Origin of the sequence: Paraglaciecola arctica BSs20135 (assembly GCF_000314995.1) — a bacterium.
In the GTDB taxonomy this organism is placed as follows: domain Bacteria; phylum Pseudomonadota; class Gammaproteobacteria; order Enterobacterales; family Alteromonadaceae; genus Paraglaciecola; species Paraglaciecola arctica.
In genome coordinates, this window is sequence record NZ_BAEO01000027.1 from 185,168 (window position 1) to 205,253 (window position 20,086).

Consider the following 20,086-nt stretch of genomic DNA (forward strand, 5'->3'; position numbering starts at 1 on the left):
TGTTCCAAAATTTAAGTTAAATATGCTTATTCATACCACCAGACACATCGATAGTGCTGCCTGTGGTATAAGAAGATGCTGGGGAAGCCAGATACAATAATGCTTTGGCCGGTTCTTCAGGATGACCAAATCTAGCGAGTGGAATATTTTTTTGTTTAGCTAAGTGACCAAGCCAGGTTTGGTATGATTCAGTATTCGGTTCATTTAGAAATTTGGCATGAGCATATCGTTTTTGCCATTGCCCAGACTCTATGGTGCCGAGTAAAATTGAATTTACCCGGATGCCCTTGCAGGCAAATTCTTTGGCCATACTTTGAACCAAGTTTAATAAACCCGCTCTGGCCGCTGAGGTAGCAACCATATGAGGCTCGGGTTGTAACGCCAGCAAGGAGTTAACACAAACTATCGAGGCATCTACTGAACCTTCTAATAAAGGTAGTAATGCTTGAGTTGGATAAATTACCCCAAAAAACTTTAAATTTAACTCGCTTAACCATGCTTCATCTGTGGTATCTACAAATTTTGAGACTCGGCCGCCGCCAGCGTTATTTATTAACGCATTTATGTGACCAAAGCGTTTTTCAATCGCATTAGCAAAAGTAGCTAATTGATCTTTATCCAATACATCACAACAATGAGCTAAAATATTACTCTCAGGATATTGACTCTCTAATTGGGTTAACGTCTCAGCTATTGTTGATTCATTACGTGCACAAAATGCCACATTTGCGCCTTCAGCTAATAATAATTTAACTGTAGCTAAACCAATTCCTGATGTGCCACCCGTTACAACAACGGTTTTATTTTTAAGGCCTAAGTCCATGTGTTTAACTCCTCTTTATTGTTTAATTTTATTACCGATAAAGCTAAGCAATAAACGTTCAAAAACATTTGCTTGCTCAATATAGGCTGCATGCCCTGCATCGGGTATTTTTTGAAAAATACTCGACTGACAAACCTTTGCCACCAAAAGTGCATTTTCTTCTGGCACCACAATATCCTCTGCGCCATATAACACTAATACTGGCTTAGTGTAGTTTTCTATATCCGCAATTAAATCAGAGGAAACTAGCAGTGACGCCGCCTGGCTATAGCCGTAATGTCTTAAGCGACGAGTATTGAATTGGACAATGTCAAAGGCTGTCTGCTGGGCGTTGGCAGAGAGTAGGCGTAACGGACTGATGTTGGCCATGCCTTCCACACCAGTTTTTTCTATATCTGCGATACGCGCATTTAGTAATTCATCGCGTATTTTTTTAGAGCTCTTACCGTATCCTAAGGCTGGGTTGACTAAAGTCAGCGATTGTATTTTATCAGGCCAACTCTTAGCAAAAGCCGCAGCAACAATGGCACCCAATGAATGACCTACTAAATGAATTTTATCAAGTTGCAAATGAGTGATAAACAACAATAACCGTTCGGCATATGCTTGGCTTTCTGAGGGGGAATCGGCCATTAAACTGGAATCACCATAACCAGGCGCATCCCACGCGATTAATCGGCATCCGCCAAATTTACTTTCCAATTGCTGCAGCCATGAAGCTGAACCAGAGCCAATACCGTGTAAAAAGACAATTGTTGTGGTGCTCTTAACGCCATTTTCTCGATAGGAAATAGCGATTTCCTTTTCGGTCATTAACTGTAAAGGGTATTGGGCTAATCTAGCCGTTATTTGTTGAAAACGCTCAACACTATCATTTGTCATTAATCATCTACTCATTCATTTAATAGGAATATCCACAACGCCAACTAAATATCACGCTTGATTTTTGATAGAGGGTGGTAATCAGGATAGGTAGGGATTTGGGGTTTACCAGAGCCTAACATAACAAACATTAGTGCTTCCTCTTGCCCAATATTATTTAAACCACGGTATATTCCAGCGGGAACAGAAACCAGATCTCGTTCTTTTAATATGGTGGTGTATCGTTTGTCACCATCTTCTAAAAATAACTTAATTGTTCCTTTGTAAACAAAAAATACTTCTTCTACATCATGGTGTACATGCATCGGACCTTCACAGCCTGACGGTAAACACATGGTTGAAAACGTAAAGTTTTCTGCCGCCACTACATTCATGTCAGAGCTAACACCTGCTGCCCCCGTGCCTAAGTATCTCACTTGTGCACGACGGTAAACCGGATTATAGTCGGCTTGAAATTTTAGGGCATTCCAATCATACTTTCGACTTTCAAAGCGAGCGATTCGAGATTCAATTTGTTCACCAAATCCAGCGTCAATTTCGACATTTTTAAATAACTTTTCGTTTGTTACATTGTTCTCTGTCATTATTTCTTCCTCACTATTATTAGAAATTAATTGGTTATATAAAGTCCGGTAAGGTGCTAGATATTTTTAAATATCCTCAACTTACTAATTCATCACGAAACCACCGTTTATGGGCAATAACTGGCCTGTGATAAAGCTAGCACTGTCTGATAGTAAGAAGTTCACTACACCAACTACATCTTCTGGCAGTTGAGCTCTAGAAATTGCACGTCCATCTCGATACTGTTGATGACGTTCTTCAGGCACATATTCTGTCGCTTCAACTAATGTTAGCCCTGGCGCTATGGCGTTAACACAAACATTGTCGTTACCTAATTCACGTGCCATCGATTTTGTCATCGCAATAATCGCGCCCTTACTCGATACGTAGTGGAGTAATTTAGGCGCCCCCCAAAGTGCGGTATCAGAGGCCATATTGACAACTTTTGCATTGCCTGATTGACGTAAAAAAGGAGACGCTGCACGTGTCATTAGCCAGGTGCCTCGTACATTAACGTTCATGACTTTGTCCCATACGTCAATATCAATATCTTCCATTGAGACTCCGCCAATACCTGTCGCTATAGCGCCATTATTAACTAACCCATCTAGGCCACCTAGTATTTCCACTGATTGTAAAACGCACTTCTCAATGCTCTTTGGATTAGCTAAGTCTACTTTGACAAAATGAGCGTTATAACCTGATTTTTGCAAACTGTTGGCTAGCGCAGAACCTTCATCTTCTAAAATATCGGCGATAACAATATGGGCGCCTTTCTCCACTAAGCTCATGGCGAAAGCTAGGCCTAAACCGCGTGCAGAACCCGTGACAATTACACGTTTACCTTTAAGCATTACTTACTCTTTTTAAGATAATTAATTGAATTAATCGGCATTTGCTAAGTTATAAATAAACATATATTTCACCCGCATCTAGCCGAATATCGTATTTAATGAGATCTCTGCCCGGTTTACGTAAACATTGACCGCTGGGGATATGAAACAATGCATTATGAAAAGGACATTGCACTGTTTCAATCACCGTCTTTCCTTGTGATAACAAGAAAAAGTTTTGTGCATGGGGACAAGCATCTTCTAAGGCGTAATAGTGGTCATTCAGGTGGTACAGGCCAATATATTGGCCTTCAATCTGTAATGTGAGTTTCTTATGTTCAATCAACTCAGATTCAGTTGCCAAAAATAACCAAGACGCCATTATTTGCTCTATTCAAACGAAACTTTCAAAGAAAGGTACGCTTGTCTGCCTAATGCGCTATGCGTTAACGGGTCATAGCCACTTCGTGAAATAACATCAGGAGCTTGTTCATCAAATAAGTTTTTGACGCCTAAAGTTAGAGCTGCAAGCGTGCCGTCTTTGAATTGAGAGCCAAGGTCATAGTTAAATTGCATATCAACTGTGGTAAAACTATCAATACTATTGTCAGAGTTATCATCTTCATAATCACTGACGTGACGTACAAATATGTTACTAGAATGCAGCTCACCTTTCCAAGTAACCCCTATAGCTCCTCGAAGTGCAGGCATAGGTACACCAAAGTTAGTGAAGTTTCGTTGATTTTTGCCATCAATATTACCGGCAATAGGATCTTCAAGATCGTAAGTTAAGACATAACTGGTATTAACGGATAACTCAATTTCACCTATATTTGTATCAAAACCTTTATTAATTGACACATCAATTCCGTCGGTTTCCAAAACTCCTGCATTTCTGAAAAAGGTGGTCACTGTGGTTAATTGGCCACTGTTAGGATCTCGTTCAAGTTGATCACCGTAGGGGTCGTTGGCAACTAGTGCCGTAGCGTTTTCTGGGGTAATAAATTTATCGTAACTAAAACGCCAGTAATCGATGCTCGCTGAAAAATCATTATCAGGTAAAAACCAGGTTGCACCAAGGTTATAAGTATCTGAGGTTTGCGCAGTTAAAGGATTCTCTTGATCACCTTCGGTTCTTTGTGAAACCGTTGCTAAGGCATTAGTTAGCGGATCTAGAACCCGCGAAGGTACAGTTAAACCGCCGGCGGTTTGAAACAAAGAAGGTGCCTTAAATGATTCTCCGTAAGTACCTCGGAAGCTGAGTTGCTCAAAGAGCCAAATAAAGCCAATTTTAGGATCTACCGTATCAAAATTACCGAGGTCTTCATAACGTAGCGCCGTTTGAATATTCAAACCTGCAAAAACGGGGATATCCACTTCCACAAATACCGCAGAAGCATCACCATCGGTGGTGAAACTATTATTACCTCGGAAAAAGTACAAGTTATCGTTTTCTGCAGCATCGTTATAATCATATTCAAGTTCATTTTTACGATACTGAACACCCGCAGCAAGAGCTACAGTGCCCTCCGGCAGTTCAAATATTTCACCTGAAACATGAGCATCAAAAGTGGTTAATTTAGATGTTGCTTCAAAAGCATAAGAACCTTTGAAATCTTCAATAACACTAGGGTCATTTTGGGCGCCATAGAGTGGGTTATAAAACAAATCATTATTGGGGCCACCTTGACCGACTAAGGCTGCTTGAAAACGATCGACTAAGGTATCCGAGGAATCGTTATAATTATAGACATTTTCACTGTGTCCAACGGCTGCTTGCCAACTCCAATTGTCATCTAACTCACCCTTTAAACCAAACACGGTACGCCATGTAACGGATCCAATATCTATTATGCTAGCATCTGAACTTGTTCCAAATGGACGTCCAAAAAATAGTGCACCTTGAGTATTACCTACTGCAACTGCTGATGGGTTTGTTGGTGGAATGAAAGGAGGAAATAAAATGGGTTGCGAAGGTGAGCTTGTAGTTAGGATCTTATTATCGTTATAACCTATTTCGGCAAATAATGATGTGTCATCAGATAGATCGCTATTAAATTCGGCGTAAACTTGACTTCTTTGTTCTTCAGCAACCATGCTGAAATAGTCACCAAAGTCAAAATTACAAAAGCCAGCAGCATTGATTCCTGTGGTGGTTTCAGGGTGTTCAGCCGCGACTTGTTCACAACTTGGGTCTGCTACAAATTGAGGCGCACCAGCGTCTTGAAAAACTAAAAAAGTGCCTGGATTACCAAAGGTACTATTGGCATCCCTAAGTTCAAATTCGTCACTACGGGTGGCTGCGGATAATGGGGACCTATCGAAATAACTGGCTGCCAAAATCAGGTTGCTATTATTAAACTCGTGGCCATATAAGACACTAAATTGGCCGTCATTCTGACTATCACTGGTGGTTGATTTATAATCCAAATTAAAATCTAAACCAACAAAATCACTTTTGGTATTAAAATTAGCCACTCCAGCTACAGCATCAGAGCCATATAGCGATGATGCACCATCTTTTAAAATTTCGACACGTCCGATAGCAATGGTAGGCACGAGTGAATTTAAATCGGTAAATTGATCACCGTTTAATGTAGTGGCCGCAGTATTCACTTGGCGTCGACCGTTTAATAAAGTCAAAGTTGAACTAACACCTAACCCACGAAGATTGATATTAGATGTACCTAATGAAAATGTTTGATTAAAACCGTCATTATTGTTTTGTGAGCCAGCATTTATTGATAGTGAATTGACAATATCAACCGCGCCAAATGCACCTATTTTTTCGATATTGCCAGCATCAATAATTTCAACGGGTGAAGGTCTGTCGGCTTGTTCTTGACGTTTTATGTAACTCCCAATCACACCAATCACTTCAACGTCGTTACTGGCTAATTTTCCACCGGATCCCGGTGACTCTACTGCCAATGCTGACGAGACTGCTATTACTGATGTTAATAACGTCGTCGCTAATTTTGTTGCTTTATTTGTTTTTGGATTTTTCACTTTTATTTCCTCGACACTATGTTTTAAATTAATATCATTTCTCATAACAAACGCTTCGTATAGGAAACATTGTTTTTAATACGGGACGATAATATTTCAATAAAATCATTTTATTTATTATTATTTAGCTAAGAACACCTTTGGCAACATCAATGACAACAACTACTTATCGAAAATATATGTATTGAAATCGACGTTTATTTCTAATTTTTAATGATGCATATAAAAAAATGTATATGCACTTTAGAAATCAGTTCTGTGCCACATAGACGACAAGTCCATTTAATGCCTCTGTAACCTCAATTTGACATGTTAAACGACTATTGGGTTTATGGCCGTCTAAGTTATCAAGCATAAACTCTTCCATATCATCTTTTTCGGGTACTTTATCGAGCCATTCAGGCGCTATAAAACTATGGCAAGTTGCACATGCACATGCACCGCCACATTCAGCCACAATACCCTCGATGCCATTGTTAATGGCACCTTCCATTACTGTCGAACCATTTTCCACTTCAACTTCATGGCGACTTCCATCTTCTGTAATATAAATTATTTCGGCCATAATATTCCTACTTACTTAATCGCTTAACCTTTGATTTATTTAGTGTTTAACCGTTTAAATTTGACTATTTAACGGCTTGGTTTTTTTGATGTTCCATCAAAGCGGTTATTTGTTCTTTCGCCGCTTTAGCAAGTTCGAACCGAATACGAGTCAAGCCTAAGTCATGTTGATAAAGCTTCTCATTATCTCGGGCGTTATCATCAAGTGCTTCAAGGATCAGCCGATCCTGTTCAAGTACATCCCAATGGCGTCCTTCGGTTCTGTTTTATACATAAACCGCCATAAATCTTTTACCCAGCCTTCGACTTTTCTTACTCGCCAGAAATAAACCTGACAGGTAGTTTCATCAATAGGAGTAGCAAAACCTATAATAGTGAAGTTGCCTCCTGGCCCTACATTTTTTCGATAAGGGATAGCAAGTTTGAGCCAATGAGCACCGGTGTTGCCAAATTCAGTCCAGTCGAAGTTAACTCCGGTTTGACCTTCTTTTTCAAACATCCATCCGGTGTCGGTTTTTTCTAATTTCATTTTGGCTTTTTTCTCACCCCAAGCCATAGTGTGAGAATCACCATGTAAAAATGCACCATGCATGGGGTCCATTACGTTATCAATGGCATAACGATAATTGACTTTCCAAATAGCGGTACAAAGAAAAGATGAATACTCCTCTTTAATAAGTTCATCTGGCAACTCTAAAGGAATCGGCTCAACGTTAAGTTCATCTCCAAAATATGCAAAGATAGCACCATCGATTTCTTTAATTGGATAACTATGATTTTGCTTGGTTCCTTTCATTGGGCAATGATCAACAGCAGGTACATCTATAACCATGCCATCTTTATCTACTTCAATACCATGATACCAACAAGCAAGTTTGTCTCCTTTGTTCCAACCTAATGACATCCGTGCTCCGCGATGAGGACAACTATCTGAAATAGCGTGAACTTGGCCGTCGACGCTTCTCCATACGGCTATTTTTTCACCTAATCTCGTGATCCCAACGGGTTTGTTTTTTACGCCCCAACTCGGTAATATTGGATACCATAAATTTTTAACGCCTAGGTTAATTCGTTTCTCTACTAACTTATCGAACTCTTCAGGGGATATGTTTTTATCCGACATTTTATTCTCCTACCGTATTAAATCTGCTTAAACTTACTGCTCTGCCAAACGAGACAATTCTTGTTTGAAACTTTCTTCAGTGAATGGACTACCATCTCGGCTAAAGATACCTAAATCATTAAGCTTCAAAACTATCTCTGGTAATTCATGTGTTTCAGCTAAGACGATTTCTAACGCATCACCTAAATTATTTTCATATTTTGTTGGTGAAGACGAACGAGTTTGCCAAATCATATGTTCAATATTGTCATAGGTTTCGATTGAGCCTTTGCCACCTTCAGTAACAATGTTAATTTGCTGCCAAGGGACTAAGTTTTCGTTGTAATCTTTCATATTTTATCTCCATCGCACTTTATTTTTATAAATAATATATTTCTGGAATTAATATTCCTGCCAAATTTTTTTAGTTGAGTTGGTTACTTTTATTGTTATGTTTTTACTTCACTTAATCTTGGGTATGGAGTCATGAAATAAAACAAAACACAGGAAAAAACACTCATGATGCAAGCAAAGGTTAATACATACTGATAAGACCCCCAGTACTCATAACTTAGACCCAATAGGTAGGGGCCAATACCAGCACCAAGTAGAAAGCCCGCTAAAGCATAACCATATATTTGAGCAAAACTTTTTAAGCCAAAATAACGACCAACTAAGTAACCAATTAGATCACTTTCAGCACCAAACCCGAGGCCTATTAAAAAGACAGAAAGGAATATCCATATTGTTGAGCTAGCATCCACCAAGATACCTAACCCTAGAGCTGCAAGAGAGAAAAAGAAAATAGCTATATAAGGTGCAAAAAATCTGTCTAATAAATAGCCGACGACTATACGGCCCACAAAAGTTGCCAAGCCCATTACTGAGGCTGCGGTTGCAGCCAAAGTTGCGGTTAATTGTCGGTCTTTTAATAAAGGTACTATATGTGGTAAAAGGCCGGTCAAAAACATCGACATAATAGTAATTGCTGTACACATCAACCAGAAGTTACGTGTTTTTATAGCTTCACTGGCTAATAAACCTGAAAGAATAGGTTTTTCTGTTGCTATGGTATCGACATTGTTGGGTTCATTGCGGATAACAAAGCTGATCAATGGTAATGATATTATCATCACTAACATTGCTAAGGCATAATATGCAGAGCGCCAATCAGCAATGTCGAGTACTGTTTGTACTAAAATTGGCATGACCATATAACCTAAACCTAAACCCGAAGCAGCGATACCTATACTCAATCCTCTGCGCTTATTAAACCAAGATGATAAAAGCCTTATATAAGCAATACTTTGTGCACCAGTTGAAACAATGCCAGTGATAAATGATATACAATAAAAAAGTTTTAAGGAATGTAGGCTAAAGGGTATAACGGCTATCGTCAGCCCCATCAGAACGACCGATGGAATTAATACTTTTTTCACTCCAAAACGGTCAATTAAGCGGCCAATAAAAGGTGCGGCCAAAATGGATGCAAAAGTAAATATAGTAAGGGAAAGCATTAATTCTGATCGGCCCCAATTATATTCTTGCTGCAACGGTAATAATACAACGCCCAGGGTACCAAATATAAGTGGTCCTGGACTGAACATCATCCCAACTACGGAGACAAAGAGTACTTTCCAACCAAAGTAAGATTTTGAATTTTCATTCTCTATAGATAACTGAGTATTTTTCAATTTAAACACCTGTGTCGTAGATTTGATGGTCAATATTCAATATAAACAATTTGTTTAATTAAAAACTTGTGCCTTCTTTTATATTAAATCCATCTTAAAAAATCAAACAATGTTTCCAATATAAAACAACATTAATCCGCTATTGAGCTAAAGTCAAGAAAATTACAATAGGCTATAACATTAATTTAAATTCAATTAATGTTAAGTTAAATCATTGTTATTTAAAGGTTTAATTAATATTTAATTTCTGTTTAAAGATATTTCCTAGTATGTTTTTTCACAAATAAATAGGTTATTTGATTAAGTTGCTTACTTGACAACTAATCGAAATACATTAACAATGCTTCAAATATGAAACATTGTTTTCATTTTTCTTGGGTCGTACAGGTAATTACCAAGAGTGATTTAAGCGTAATCTAATTAGGAGATAACTAACATGAACAGTAAAAACGATGAGTTTGAAGAAGATGGTACTGTAGGTGAGTTAATAGCAAAATTTTTAGTTGCCTGTGAACTCGATGCTGCCTTTGGTGTTATTAGTATTCATAATATGCCAATTTTAGATGCCTTCGCTAAATACGGAAAAATCAATTTTGTGCCTAGTAGAGGCGAAGCAGGCGGTGTCAATATGGCTGATGCCTATGCAAGAGTACGTGGCAACTTAGGTGTTGCTGTTACAAGTACAGGTACAGCTGCTGGTAATGCTGCGGGAGCATTAGTTGAAGCGTTTACCGCAGGCACACCTTTATTGCATATCACTGGCCAGATAGAGTCAGAACATATTGATCGTGACCGGGCCTATATTCACGAAGCTCCTTTTCAACTTGAAATGTTACAATCGGTATCAAAATTTGCTTATCGTATTTGGTCACCTGAAAGCGCTTTAGGGATATTGCGAGAAGCCGTACAATGTGCGTTAACACCTCCTCGTGGCCCAGTTAGCATAGAAATCCCAATTGACGTACAAAAAGCTCAAGTTAAGTTCCCAGTAAATTTCTCTCCTTTACCTATTGTAGAAACCCCATTGCCGACTGATCAAGTTGATCAATTAATAGCACAATTTAAAACTGCAAAAAGGCCGATGTTATGGCTTGGTGGCGGTTCTCGACATGCCGCTAAAGCAGCTGAACGTTTAGCGAATATGGGCGTGGGTATTGTGACCAGTACTAATGGCCGCGCTGTTGTAAGTGAAGACCACCCCATGTCAATCGGCGCTTTCAATGCCACTCCCTTTTCCGAAAAATTATACCAAAGTGTCGACCTTATGGTAGTGGTGGGCTCTCGCTTGAGAAGTAATGAAACATGGAATTATGATCTTGCTTTACCCAAAAATTTAATCGTGGCTGATCTCGATTCCAAAGCCGATGGGAAAACTTATAAGAATAATGGTTTCATTTATGCTGACAGTAATAAATTATTAACCTATTTGGCTGATAATCTAGAAGGTCAGCTCAATCTTGACCCGGATCTGCCTGTCAGTATTAGAGAAACTCGCGAACAATCGGAAGCAGCGTTACGAAAAGGGTTAGGTCCTTACAACGATTTAGTTAACCAATTGCAAGATTTATATACTAATGATATGCCTTGGGTGCGTGATGTAACATTGTCGAACAGTATGTGGGGAAATCGTCTACTTAAAATTGCAGAACCATTAAATGGCGTACATGCATTGGGGGGTGGTATTGGCCAAGGATTACCTATGGGTATAGGTGCTGCCGTTGCCGCCGGAGGCAAAAAAGTTATTACCCTAACAGGCGATGGTGGACTGAATCTTTGTATAGGAGAAATCGCTACAGCTGCTCAAGAAAAAGTAAACATGACATTGTTAATTATGAATGATTCCGGATATGGCGTAATTCGTAATATTCAAGATGCTGATTATGGTAGCCGCCAACACTACTCTTCAATTCAAATTCCGGATTACCGCTTAATTAGTGAATCTGTGGGCATACCGTTTTTTAGAGTCAGTAAGATTTCCGATTTTTCAGACATTATGAAACAAGCCTTATCCATAGACGGACCGGCAGTTGTTGAAGTTGACATGGTTACAATTGGCCCATTTAACACTAGTTTTGCGGGGCCACCTAAGCGTATTAAGGAAGATGAAGCATGATTAAAATTGGTCTAATTGGTTTTGGTGCTATCGGTCAGTGCGTGATAGCAACGCTACCAAAAGCGCTGACTGAAGAATATCAAGTTGTCGGAATCTTAACGCGAAAAAATATCGATAACTTGGTCAATGACATTTCTTCTTATACCAATATAGACCAGTTACTAGCGCAGCATCCTGACATTATTGTGGAATGTGCCGGCCATGATGCAGTTAAAGAATATGGTTGCAAAATTTTAGCCGCCAATATCTCTTTAGTTATTTCATCAATAGGCGCACTAGCTGATAGTCATTTATATGAGCAACTTAAGCATGCTTCAACGAATAGTCAGGCTAAAATATATCTGCCCGCTGGTGCAATTGGAGGTATTGATGCCCTTGTTGCCGCAAAACTTGGTGGCCTTAATGAGGTGACTTATACCATGCGGAAACCTCCTAAGGCATGGTTAGGTACGGTAGCTGAGGCTTTGGTTGATTTAAATGGTTTACAACAGGCTGAAGTGATTTTTTCGGGCTCAGCGGGTGAAGCGGCAACACTTTATCCTAAAAATACTAATGTAACAGCGACTATAGCGTTAGCAGGGTTAGGCTTTGAAGAAACGAAAGTACAATTAATTGCTGATCCTGAAATCGAAGACAATATACATGAAATATGGGTATCTGGAGAAACGGGTAGCTTTACTATTGTATTAGCAGGAAAACCATCTAGCTATAATCCCAAAACGTCAGCATTAACGGCTTTTAGTGTCACTAATTGTGTCGCTAATTTTGGTTCTTCGATTATTATTTGAACTTATAGGAGTTTACAATGTTTGACAATAAAATACTTGTAGGTGGAGAATGGAAGCGCGGTACAGGAGAACTAATTAAATCAATTAATCCCGCCAACGGTGAGCTGATAACTGAATTTAATGGTGCCAGTTTAGAAGATGTTGATATTGCTGTTGCTGCAGGTAAACGTGCTATGTACGAACCTACATGGTATGACTTAAAACCACATAAACGCGCTGCTATTCTAAATAACATAGCCACGTTAATCCGTCGTGATGCGGACAAATTAGCTAAACTACAAATGTTGGATACAGGTAAATGTTTATCTGAAACTAAAGCTCTCGTTCAAAGTGCTGCCGACACATTTCAATATACAGCCGCAGCACTTGAAATCCAAGAAGGAGAATTGCCTCCTTCGCGCGGCGACTTTTTCACTATGAGCGTTTACGAACCAATGGGCGTTATTGCAGCAATAACTCCGTGGAACTCTCCAATAGCGAGTGATGCTCAAAAGATCGCGCCTGCCTTAGCCGCTGGGAATGCCGTGGTGATAAAACCAGCAGAATGGACGTCATTGGTTTCGTTGGCGTTAGCCAGAATTTGCTTAGAAGCGGGATTGCCAAAAGGGTTATTATCGGTTTTACCCGGCCCAGGCTCGGTTATTGGTGACAAGCTAGTCCGTCATCCTGATGTTAAAAAAGTATCCTTTACTGGTGGTACAGCAACAGGTAGACATATTGCAGGTATTGCTGCAGCTAAATTAATGCCCGTATCCTTAGAACTTGGCGGGAAATCACCTACAATCGTTTTTGAAGATGCCGACATAGAACACGCTATTAATGGCATATTGTACGGTATTTTTAGTTCTACAGGACAATCTTGTATTGCTGGTTCACGCTTATTCGTTGCCGCTAAAATTTATGAGAGCTTCATAAATAAACTGGTTGCCCGCTGTCAAGCATTGAATGTGGGATTGCCTGATGACAGCACAACACAAGTTGCGCCTTTAGTTTCATTTCAACATCGTGACGTTGTGGCAAACTATGTAGAAATCGCAAAAAAAGAAGGTGCTAAAATTTTATGTGGTGGTGAGCTTTTGCAAGGCCAACCTTATGATAGTGGCGCATTTTATCCCCCCACAATTTTATCGGGTTTAGATAATAGCGCTCAAACCTGTCAAGAAGAAATATTTGGTCCTGTACTTGTAGTATTGCCTTTTGATAATGAGCAAAATCTTATTCAACAAGCCAATGATTCAGTATTTGGTTTAGCTTGTGGTTTATGGACTAAAGACTATAAAAAGGCACTCGCTTTTTCTCAAAAAATTGCCTCCGGCACCGTTTGGATCAATACCTATAAACAATTTAGTATTGCTACTCCTTTTGGTGGCGTCAAAGAAAGTGGATTAGGACGAGAAAAAGGTCGTAATAGTATTCAAGGATATATGCAACAGAAAAGCCTTTATTGGGGGTTAAATGAAGAACCACTAATTTGGGCTAATAGTAGAACTAAATAACAATGAGCAGAATGTTTTTTATGGGCGTGGTTCGATATTTTATTTGGTTAGTTCTAAACTCTCATAATTGGATATCGAACATTTCACTATCCCCCTTTATTGCTTAAGCTCTGAGCAGATAATATATTTGGAATACTATTGTTATCTGATCTTTGCTGTTAGAATATTTGGTTTTATATATAAAACAAACTTATTGCGCTGTGCTTAAATTAGGGGATTAATTACGACATGGAAAATGTATTACAGATTACTGAATCAGAGCAAGCGAATCGCTATATGGTACCTGGATTGGTCCGTGGATTGAAAATATTGCAGGCTTTTAGTAGTGAAAAACCTTTCATGGGCGTGTCAGATATAGCCAAAGAATTAAATGTGTCACGCTCAACGGCATTTCGTCTCTCCTTAACGCTAGAAAGTATGGGTTTTTTGAAACGTGTCGAACACTCAAAAAAGTATTGTTTAGGTTTAAAAGTCTTAGATCTTGGTTTTAAACTATTAGCTGGTATGGATATCGTTGACATTGCCAGGCCTCATATGGAGGAGCTAAGCGAAAGTACAAAAGTGTGTTCGCATCTTGCTGTGCGAGATGGAATTAGTGTGATCTATATTGCTAGAATACTAGGTAAGCATCACATTGTAAGTTCGGTTGGTGTGGGTACTCGTTTTCCAGCTTATGCTACGTCGTCTGGCCGAATATTGCTCTCAAATCTATCTGTTGCTGAACTTGCCACTTTATACGAAGGTATTGAGTTAAAAAGAATCACGGAAAATACACCTATAACCATAGGTGATCTTATTAATCAAATAGAACAAGATAAATCAAATGGCTACACATTGAGTTGGGAGTCGTACGAAGAAAATCTAGCGAGTCTTGCTGTGCCGATAAGAGATAATACCAAAAAAATCATTGCATCTCTTAATATTAGTTGCTCAACGACAACCTATAGTAAAGATGAATTATTGAAGCGAGTACTGCCGCAATTATTGCAAAAAGCGACAAGTATCTCGACAGCTTTGGGTTATAGGAATTAAACAACTTTAAGAAATACTCTCCTCAGCATTCACTTATGTTGCGATGAGACTTGGAATAAGAAGGTGAACTAAGTTCAGTTTTTGTTTTTTTGCCCCTCGAGTAAATCACAAAATTCGTCGTAGGGTACAGGACGGCTAAATAAATAACCTTGTGCAATATTGCAGTTATTTAGTTTAAGAAAATCTCTTTGTAATACCGTTTCAACGCCTTCGGCAATAACTTCTAATTTTAGGCTGTGGGCCATGGCAATGACTGCAAGTATGATGGCGCCGTCACTGTCTTGGCTATTTTCGTTGATTTCGTTGATGAATGATCTATCTATTTTTAGCCGGTCGATGGGGAGTTTTTGTAAGTAAGAAAGTGAGCTGTAGCCTGTTCCAAAGTCGTCAATTGAGACGCTCATGCCTAATTTACGAACTTCATCTAGTAAATAATAGACTTTGTCGTAGTTGTCTATTAACACTCCTTCAGTGAGTTCTAATTCCAAATGATGTGGATTAACTTGCGCCTTGGTTACACTTTCTTTAATAAACTCGAACAATTGGCGATCGTTGACTTGGCGAGGCGACAAATTGATAGACAGTTTAATTTCTTCGCCTTTTTCAGCTAATCGTTTCAAGATGGCACAGGCCTCCGTAACCACCCATTTACCAATAGGAATGATCAATCCTGTTTGTTCAGCCAATGGGATAAACTCGTCAGGTGGGACTAAATAGCCGTTTGGATGATGCCATCTAATTAAGGCTTCTGCTTTAATAATTTTGCCGCTCGCTAAGTCCAGCATAGGTTGCAAAAATAACTCAAATTCTTGGTTTTCGACGGCACTACGGAGAGAATTTTCCATATCAATACGTTTACGAGATGCGTCGATTAGCTCTTTGGAATAAAATTCAATACTACTCACTGCTTTTTTCTTTGCAGAATAGACCGCTAGGTCGGCATATTTCATTAATTCTTCTGCGCTATTAGTGTCTGCTGGAAACGCCGTTGCACCAACATTTAATCCAACTTCACACTTCAACCCAGAACTTAAATAAAATGGTAAACAACTAACCCTAATCAACTCCTCAGCAAATTTTATACACTGATTTTGGTCTTGTGACGAAATATGAGTATGTAAGTGATTGAGTTGCATGATCACCGCAAACTCAGTACCACCTATCCTAGCTATCATATCATCCACATGGGTGATGGCATTAAGCCGTTTCGACAAGTCTTTTATGACTTCGTCTCCTACAACGTGGCCATGTAATTCATTGATGCGTTTGAATTGTTTAATATCGATATACAATAGATAAAACGGACGGTTTTGCTGGATTTTGCTTTCAAGCTGTTGCCAAAAATACTGCCTATTGGGTAAATTTGTTAGTGCATCAAAATGAGTTAGTTTTTCGTTACGTTTAAGTAGGTATTTTACCTGAGTCACATCGCTAACACTAAATAACCAATTCTGAACTCTTTGCTCATCGTTTTTAATTGGATGAATAGATAATTTAAGCCACTTGCCCTGTTGTGGAGGATTTAACCAGTAAATTTCGCCGGTCCACGAACTTGCGGTAGAGAAAATACGCTCGCATTCGGGATATTGGGTTCTGAACAGTTCTAGTAACAATTTGTCTGGAGGTAGACCGATTTTTATATTTGTATCATCAAATAGCGTTCGCAACGCTGGATTGCTATTTAATAAGTGTAAATCAGCATCAAGTATTGCTACTGCTAAATCTGTTTGTGTTAATGCTTGAGCAATGGGTTGCTGCGCAGTTAGTGTTCGATTGGGCTGGCTAAGTAACTCTTCTAAGCGTGAGTGCAGATAGTCGTGTTGAGCAGATATTTTGTCGCTCGATAATAACAACTCACGTGCAATTTGTAGGGTTTGTTGTTTTTGTCTATATTTTGCTTCTAGTTTACTGACGATTAAATAATTTTGCTTGTTAGCGACAACAGCCGAGGCTTCCAAGCGGACCAACTGAGTCGATAATTGTTCTGACCACAAACCAGATTCAATACGGCCATTTTTATTTGCTTGCCAAAGGTTTTCGGCGTCAATTAAAAAGTCTTCTAAATAGGCTGAGTTTTGTGCAAAACAAAATACTTTGGTATCCACTATTTCTGGCAGTAATTCATCCAGCCAATTTCCTGCTCTATATAACACTTCAAATTTTGCGGAAGATAGCCGCCTAAATACAACACAATCTAATAAACCTAAAGCTGTAAGTAGTGAAGCGTCCATGCGATCCTCTATTCAGTTAATATGTTAGCAAGATGGGAAAACATGGCTTCAACACCATCGCCAGTTTTAGCGCTAGTATTAAAAAAACCATTAAAATTTTGTTTTATCTCGTTTACTTCCGCTACACTCCAGTGCCAACTTGCGGCTAAATCTGACTTGTTAACAGCCAATACCCCAGGAATGTCAGCCACTTCTTTAACCATTTTGAATATATCTAATCCTTCCACTAATGATTGTGAACGTGTGTGGTCGGTTACAATAATAAAAGCCGATGCACCGCGTAAATATTTAGCTTGGAAACCACAGTAGCGATCAATGCCTTCAATGTCCCATATCATTAATTGCACTGGGTGTTTGGCTGTTTCAATTTGTTTCTTGTCAATCTTTACGCCGATAGAAGTCAGATACTTTTCCGAGAAAATACCTTCTACGTATTGTTTGACCAAGCTAGTTTTACCTACACCTGATGCACCTAACATGCATATTTTCTTCTGGATCATGGTTGTCCTAATTGTTTCATGCTAATTTACTCATTCATTTCGCCAACAGAATACGTCTTAAGGCCTGGGTTCTAACCACCTTCAAAATATACGACGTTAAACAGCACTTTCCGTGCACCTTCTTTGGTTGTTTTTAATTTTATAACGCCTAAACCGATAGCGTTTAAGCGGTTAGCCGCGACACCTAGATCCTGTAGTTTTAACTTGACTACGTCAGCACGTTTTTGACTCAAAATTTTATTAAAAGATGCAGTGCCGACTGTATCGCTTGCGCCCATAATAATTAAACCTAGTGACAATTCTTGTTGTTCGGCTATTTCAATTAAATTATTAAATTGCTCTTTAATGTCTATTAATTTTTCTAAATCCAGTTCAGACAAGTCACTTTTTCCAGGTTCAAATGAAATGGAAACCCGATCTATTTTTGCAATGTTTAAATCTAAAATAGCCCTAATCAACTCAGGATCATTGGCGGCTGTATTTTCTGTCCCTTCGATAATCAAATCGTCTAACAAAGTTGCCTGAAAATTGAGCCCCACCAGTTTTGCTAATTCTGCCTGTAAAAGCAATTTGTTTAAATTAGTGGATTTACCCTTAAATTTTGGAGAATTATCAACCCAGTCGATAGTGACATTAGAGTAACGTGCAACAACAAGTTCGGTTTTATGTTTTATTAGCGATGGATCAAGGGATAAATAGGCTCTTTCTTTGAGTATCACTCGACTACTATCAATCGACTGTTGTTCAAGCCATTCTTGAACTGATAGAGCCGCTGGGTCACGTAATACCTCAAGCTGTATTTGCTCTAGGCCTAAAGTGTCTATATTGGTAAGTAGAATACCGGGTGCTTTATCAATCGCACTTACTTGGTTCATCAGTTCATGTGACTGCCAACGTTTTACGAGTAAAAAACCGCAACCTATTAGGACCAATAAAACCACAGTCAACGCCATCCAAGGGCGTTTATCGGTGTTTGATTCAGGTTTTAGTACAGTCATCAGGCAGTCTCTTAACTGATGCTCACTATTATTAAATGGTATTGAATCACCATTAAAATTGTCTAGCTCTTTATCGTATAGCTTGTGGATTTCTTCTAATGTCTGTTGCAGTTGATTCGCTACGCCCTGAGGCATATTGCCGGTAATCGCCGCCACTACTGACGCTTTAGGGCCTTTTTTTAACAATAAAGTAAAATCATCAGTACGTACCACATCGAGATTCTGCTCAATTTTACCCGAATTGGAAGTAAAGGAATCTGATACAAAATCGTTTATGGCCGTAAGCATAGACGAGACCATGTCTGCATCTGCTTTGAGCTCCAAACCCAAGGAAACTGAATTTAATAAAAGCCCTGTTTCACGATGAATCAAAAAGACCTGTTCTACTCGAAAAGCAAAAGTTTGGCTAGCCGCGTATTGGGAAAATGTTACCCCAGATTGCCATGCTTTAAATCGCCATGAGAGGCCTTTAAGAGTTAGACTGTTTTCGATTAGTGTGTTGGTTTTTTCTAATAGTTCAGTAATAAATGCAGTAACGTATTTTCTAACTAGGCTACCTATTAACGGATATAAATAACCAACAAACCTTTCACTATTAGCCTCAATTGATTTTTCAACTGATTTTTCAACTAGTGGTAAAAGTACTTTGTTCACCGAGCCATCTTGTCTTTCTCGGTCGTGTAATGCTTCAGAAAATACTTCTGAGACTAATTCTCGGGCATTGTCTTTTATAGTTTTGGTTACATGCTGTCCATTGCTACCCAATACCAATTCGCGGATTTGGCGCATTTGTTGGGTATCAGGTTTATTGGGTTGCTGCTCGTTTGAGTGTGCCATTTTTCAGGCTACTCACCTTCATCTGTTGCAAGATCACTCGCCACTGTGGCCAGTAATTTAGCTAAGGTTTTACGATCCGTTTTAGATGAATTTAGCTCGCTAGACATTTGTGTGAGTTTTTCCAATGCCTGATTCAGCTGCTCGGTGAATTTCACCGTTAAGGTTTGAATTTCTTTGTCTAAGCGATTGTGTAAATCGTCATTTTCTTGTTTGCTGTTTGCTTCGGCCATTTCAAGCTCAGATGAAATTTTGTCAGCATAGCTATTTAATTCAGCTGTTTTTGCATCTTGGCCTTGATCGGCAATCGCAAGCTTATCTTCTAGTTGATTGAGGCCCTCGCGCATAGTGGCTTGTATACTTTGGGTGTTTTTTTCTATTGCTAGCTGCATTTTTTTAAAACTGTCATCAGTATGCTGCTCTAACGCACTAATTCGTTCTTCTATATCACTTTTGGCCGCACCAAAAACAAGATGTCTTAAGCTTTCCAGCTCAGTTAAGGCTACTGATTCTGTAGTCGAAGGGGGTTGATTATTTGTGGTTGGAGCGTTTTTTTTATCAGCCATGATGCAAATCCTCTGCTCAAATAATTTTTTTCAAAAAATGAAAACGATTTATAATGC

At 39.0% G+C, this 20,086-nt stretch carries 18 protein-coding genes; 4 read left to right on the top strand and 14 right to left on the bottom strand.

The window, feature by feature from the left end; translation table 11 throughout:
- Positions 1-16: 16 nt before the first annotated feature.
- The 10 genes from GARC_RS10055 to GARC_RS10100 all read right to left on the bottom strand — a co-directional run bounded on the left by GARC_RS10055 (position 17) and on the right by GARC_RS10100 (position 9,471).
- Entirely contained in the window at positions 17-823 is an 807-nt protein-coding gene (locus GARC_RS10055; protein ID WP_007619470.1) for an SDR family oxidoreductase, read from the bottom strand.
- A gap of 15 nt (positions 824-838) precedes the next feature.
- Positions 839-1,705: an alpha/beta fold hydrolase gene (locus GARC_RS10060; RefSeq protein ID WP_007619471.1), complete on the bottom strand. Its 867-nt coding sequence runs from the start codon at positions 1,703-1,705 to the stop codon at positions 839-841.
- A gap of 44 nt (positions 1,706-1,749) precedes the next feature.
- The gene (locus GARC_RS10065) at positions 1,750-2,289 is read right to left on the bottom strand and encodes a cupin domain-containing protein (protein WP_007619472.1); all 540 of its coding nucleotides are present in this window, start codon (positions 2,287-2,289) and stop codon (positions 1,750-1,752) included.
- 84 nt (positions 2,290-2,373) lie between these two features.
- Positions 2,374-3,123, bottom strand: a complete 750-nt coding sequence (locus tag GARC_RS10070) for an SDR family oxidoreductase (RefSeq protein WP_007619476.1) — start codon at positions 3,121-3,123, stop codon at positions 2,374-2,376.
- Between the two features lie 49 nt (positions 3,124-3,172).
- A complete protein-coding gene (locus GARC_RS10075) occupies positions 3,173-3,484 on the bottom strand; it encodes a Rieske (2Fe-2S) protein (protein WP_007619478.1) in 312 nt (103 codons plus the stop codon).
- An 8-nt stretch (positions 3,485-3,492) separates the two neighbouring features.
- Entirely contained in the window at positions 3,493-6,111 is a 2,619-nt protein-coding gene (locus tag GARC_RS10080; protein WP_161603930.1) for a TonB-dependent receptor domain-containing protein, read from the bottom strand.
- 250 nt (positions 6,112-6,361) lie between these two features.
- Positions 6,362-6,676, bottom strand: coding sequence for a 2Fe-2S iron-sulfur cluster-binding protein (locus GARC_RS10085; RefSeq protein ID WP_007619480.1), 315 nt, complete (start codon positions 6,674-6,676; stop codon positions 6,362-6,364).
- A 216-nt stretch (positions 6,677-6,892) separates the two neighbouring features.
- A complete protein-coding gene (locus GARC_RS10090) occupies positions 6,893-7,798 on the bottom strand; it encodes an aromatic ring-hydroxylating oxygenase subunit alpha (protein ID WP_007619481.1) in 906 nt (301 codons plus the stop codon).
- Between the two features lie 33 nt (positions 7,799-7,831).
- Positions 7,832-8,131 (bottom strand): recombinase-like helix-turn-helix domain-containing protein, encoded by a 300-nt coding sequence (locus GARC_RS10095; RefSeq protein WP_007619482.1) that lies wholly within the window; start codon positions 8,129-8,131, stop codon positions 7,832-7,834.
- A 95-nt stretch (positions 8,132-8,226) separates the two neighbouring features.
- Positions 8,227-9,471: an MFS transporter gene (locus GARC_RS10100; protein ID WP_039989292.1), complete on the bottom strand. Its 1,245-nt coding sequence runs from the start codon at positions 9,469-9,471 to the stop codon at positions 8,227-8,229.
- A 436-nt stretch (positions 9,472-9,907) separates the two neighbouring features.
- Here GARC_RS10100 and GARC_RS10105 point away from each other — a divergent pair, with 436 nt between their 5' ends.
- The 4 genes from GARC_RS10105 (at position 9,908) to GARC_RS10120 (ending at position 14,900) form a co-directional block, all read left to right on the top strand.
- Complete coding sequence (locus GARC_RS10105) at positions 9,908-11,584, top strand: thiamine pyrophosphate-binding protein (RefSeq protein ID WP_007619484.1); 1,677 nt, start codon at positions 9,908-9,910, stop codon at positions 11,582-11,584.
- Positions 11,581-12,372 carry an aspartate dehydrogenase gene (locus tag GARC_RS10110; protein ID WP_007619485.1) on the top strand — a complete coding sequence of 264 codons (792 nt, stop codon included), beginning with the start codon at positions 11,581-11,583 and terminating at the stop codon, positions 12,370-12,372. The genes GARC_RS10105 and GARC_RS10110 overlap by 4 nt, the downstream gene beginning before the upstream one ends.
- A gap of 17 nt (positions 12,373-12,389) precedes the next feature.
- Entirely contained in the window at positions 12,390-13,868 is a 1,479-nt protein-coding gene (locus GARC_RS10115; RefSeq protein WP_007619486.1) for an aldehyde dehydrogenase, read from the top strand.
- Between the two features lie 228 nt (positions 13,869-14,096).
- Positions 14,097-14,900 carry an IclR family transcriptional regulator gene (locus GARC_RS10120; RefSeq protein WP_007619488.1) on the top strand — a complete coding sequence of 268 codons (804 nt, stop codon included), beginning with the start codon at positions 14,097-14,099 and terminating at the stop codon, positions 14,898-14,900.
- A gap of 74 nt (positions 14,901-14,974) precedes the next feature.
- On the opposite strand, the gene GARC_RS10125 is transcribed toward GARC_RS10120, so the two are convergent.
- From GARC_RS10125 to GARC_RS10140, 4 genes are all read right to left on the bottom strand, one after another.
- Positions 14,975-17,131 (bottom strand): putative bifunctional diguanylate cyclase/phosphodiesterase, encoded by a 2,157-nt coding sequence (locus GARC_RS10125; RefSeq protein ID WP_007619490.1) that lies wholly within the window; start codon positions 17,129-17,131, stop codon positions 14,975-14,977.
- An 8-nt stretch (positions 17,132-17,139) separates the two neighbouring features.
- Complete coding sequence (locus tag GARC_RS10130; protein ID WP_039989294.1) at positions 17,140-17,631, bottom strand: Rab family GTPase; 492 nt, start codon at positions 17,629-17,631, stop codon at positions 17,140-17,142.
- Positions 17,632-17,702: 71 nt separating this feature from the next.
- Entirely contained in the window at positions 17,703-19,466 is a 1,764-nt protein-coding gene (locus tag GARC_RS10135; RefSeq protein WP_007619492.1) for an OmpA family protein, read from the bottom strand.
- Positions 19,467-19,474: 8 nt separating this feature from the next.
- Complete coding sequence (locus tag GARC_RS10140; RefSeq protein WP_007619493.1) at positions 19,475-20,029, bottom strand: hypothetical protein; 555 nt, start codon at positions 20,027-20,029, stop codon at positions 19,475-19,477.
- Positions 20,030-20,086: the final 57 nt, after the last annotated feature.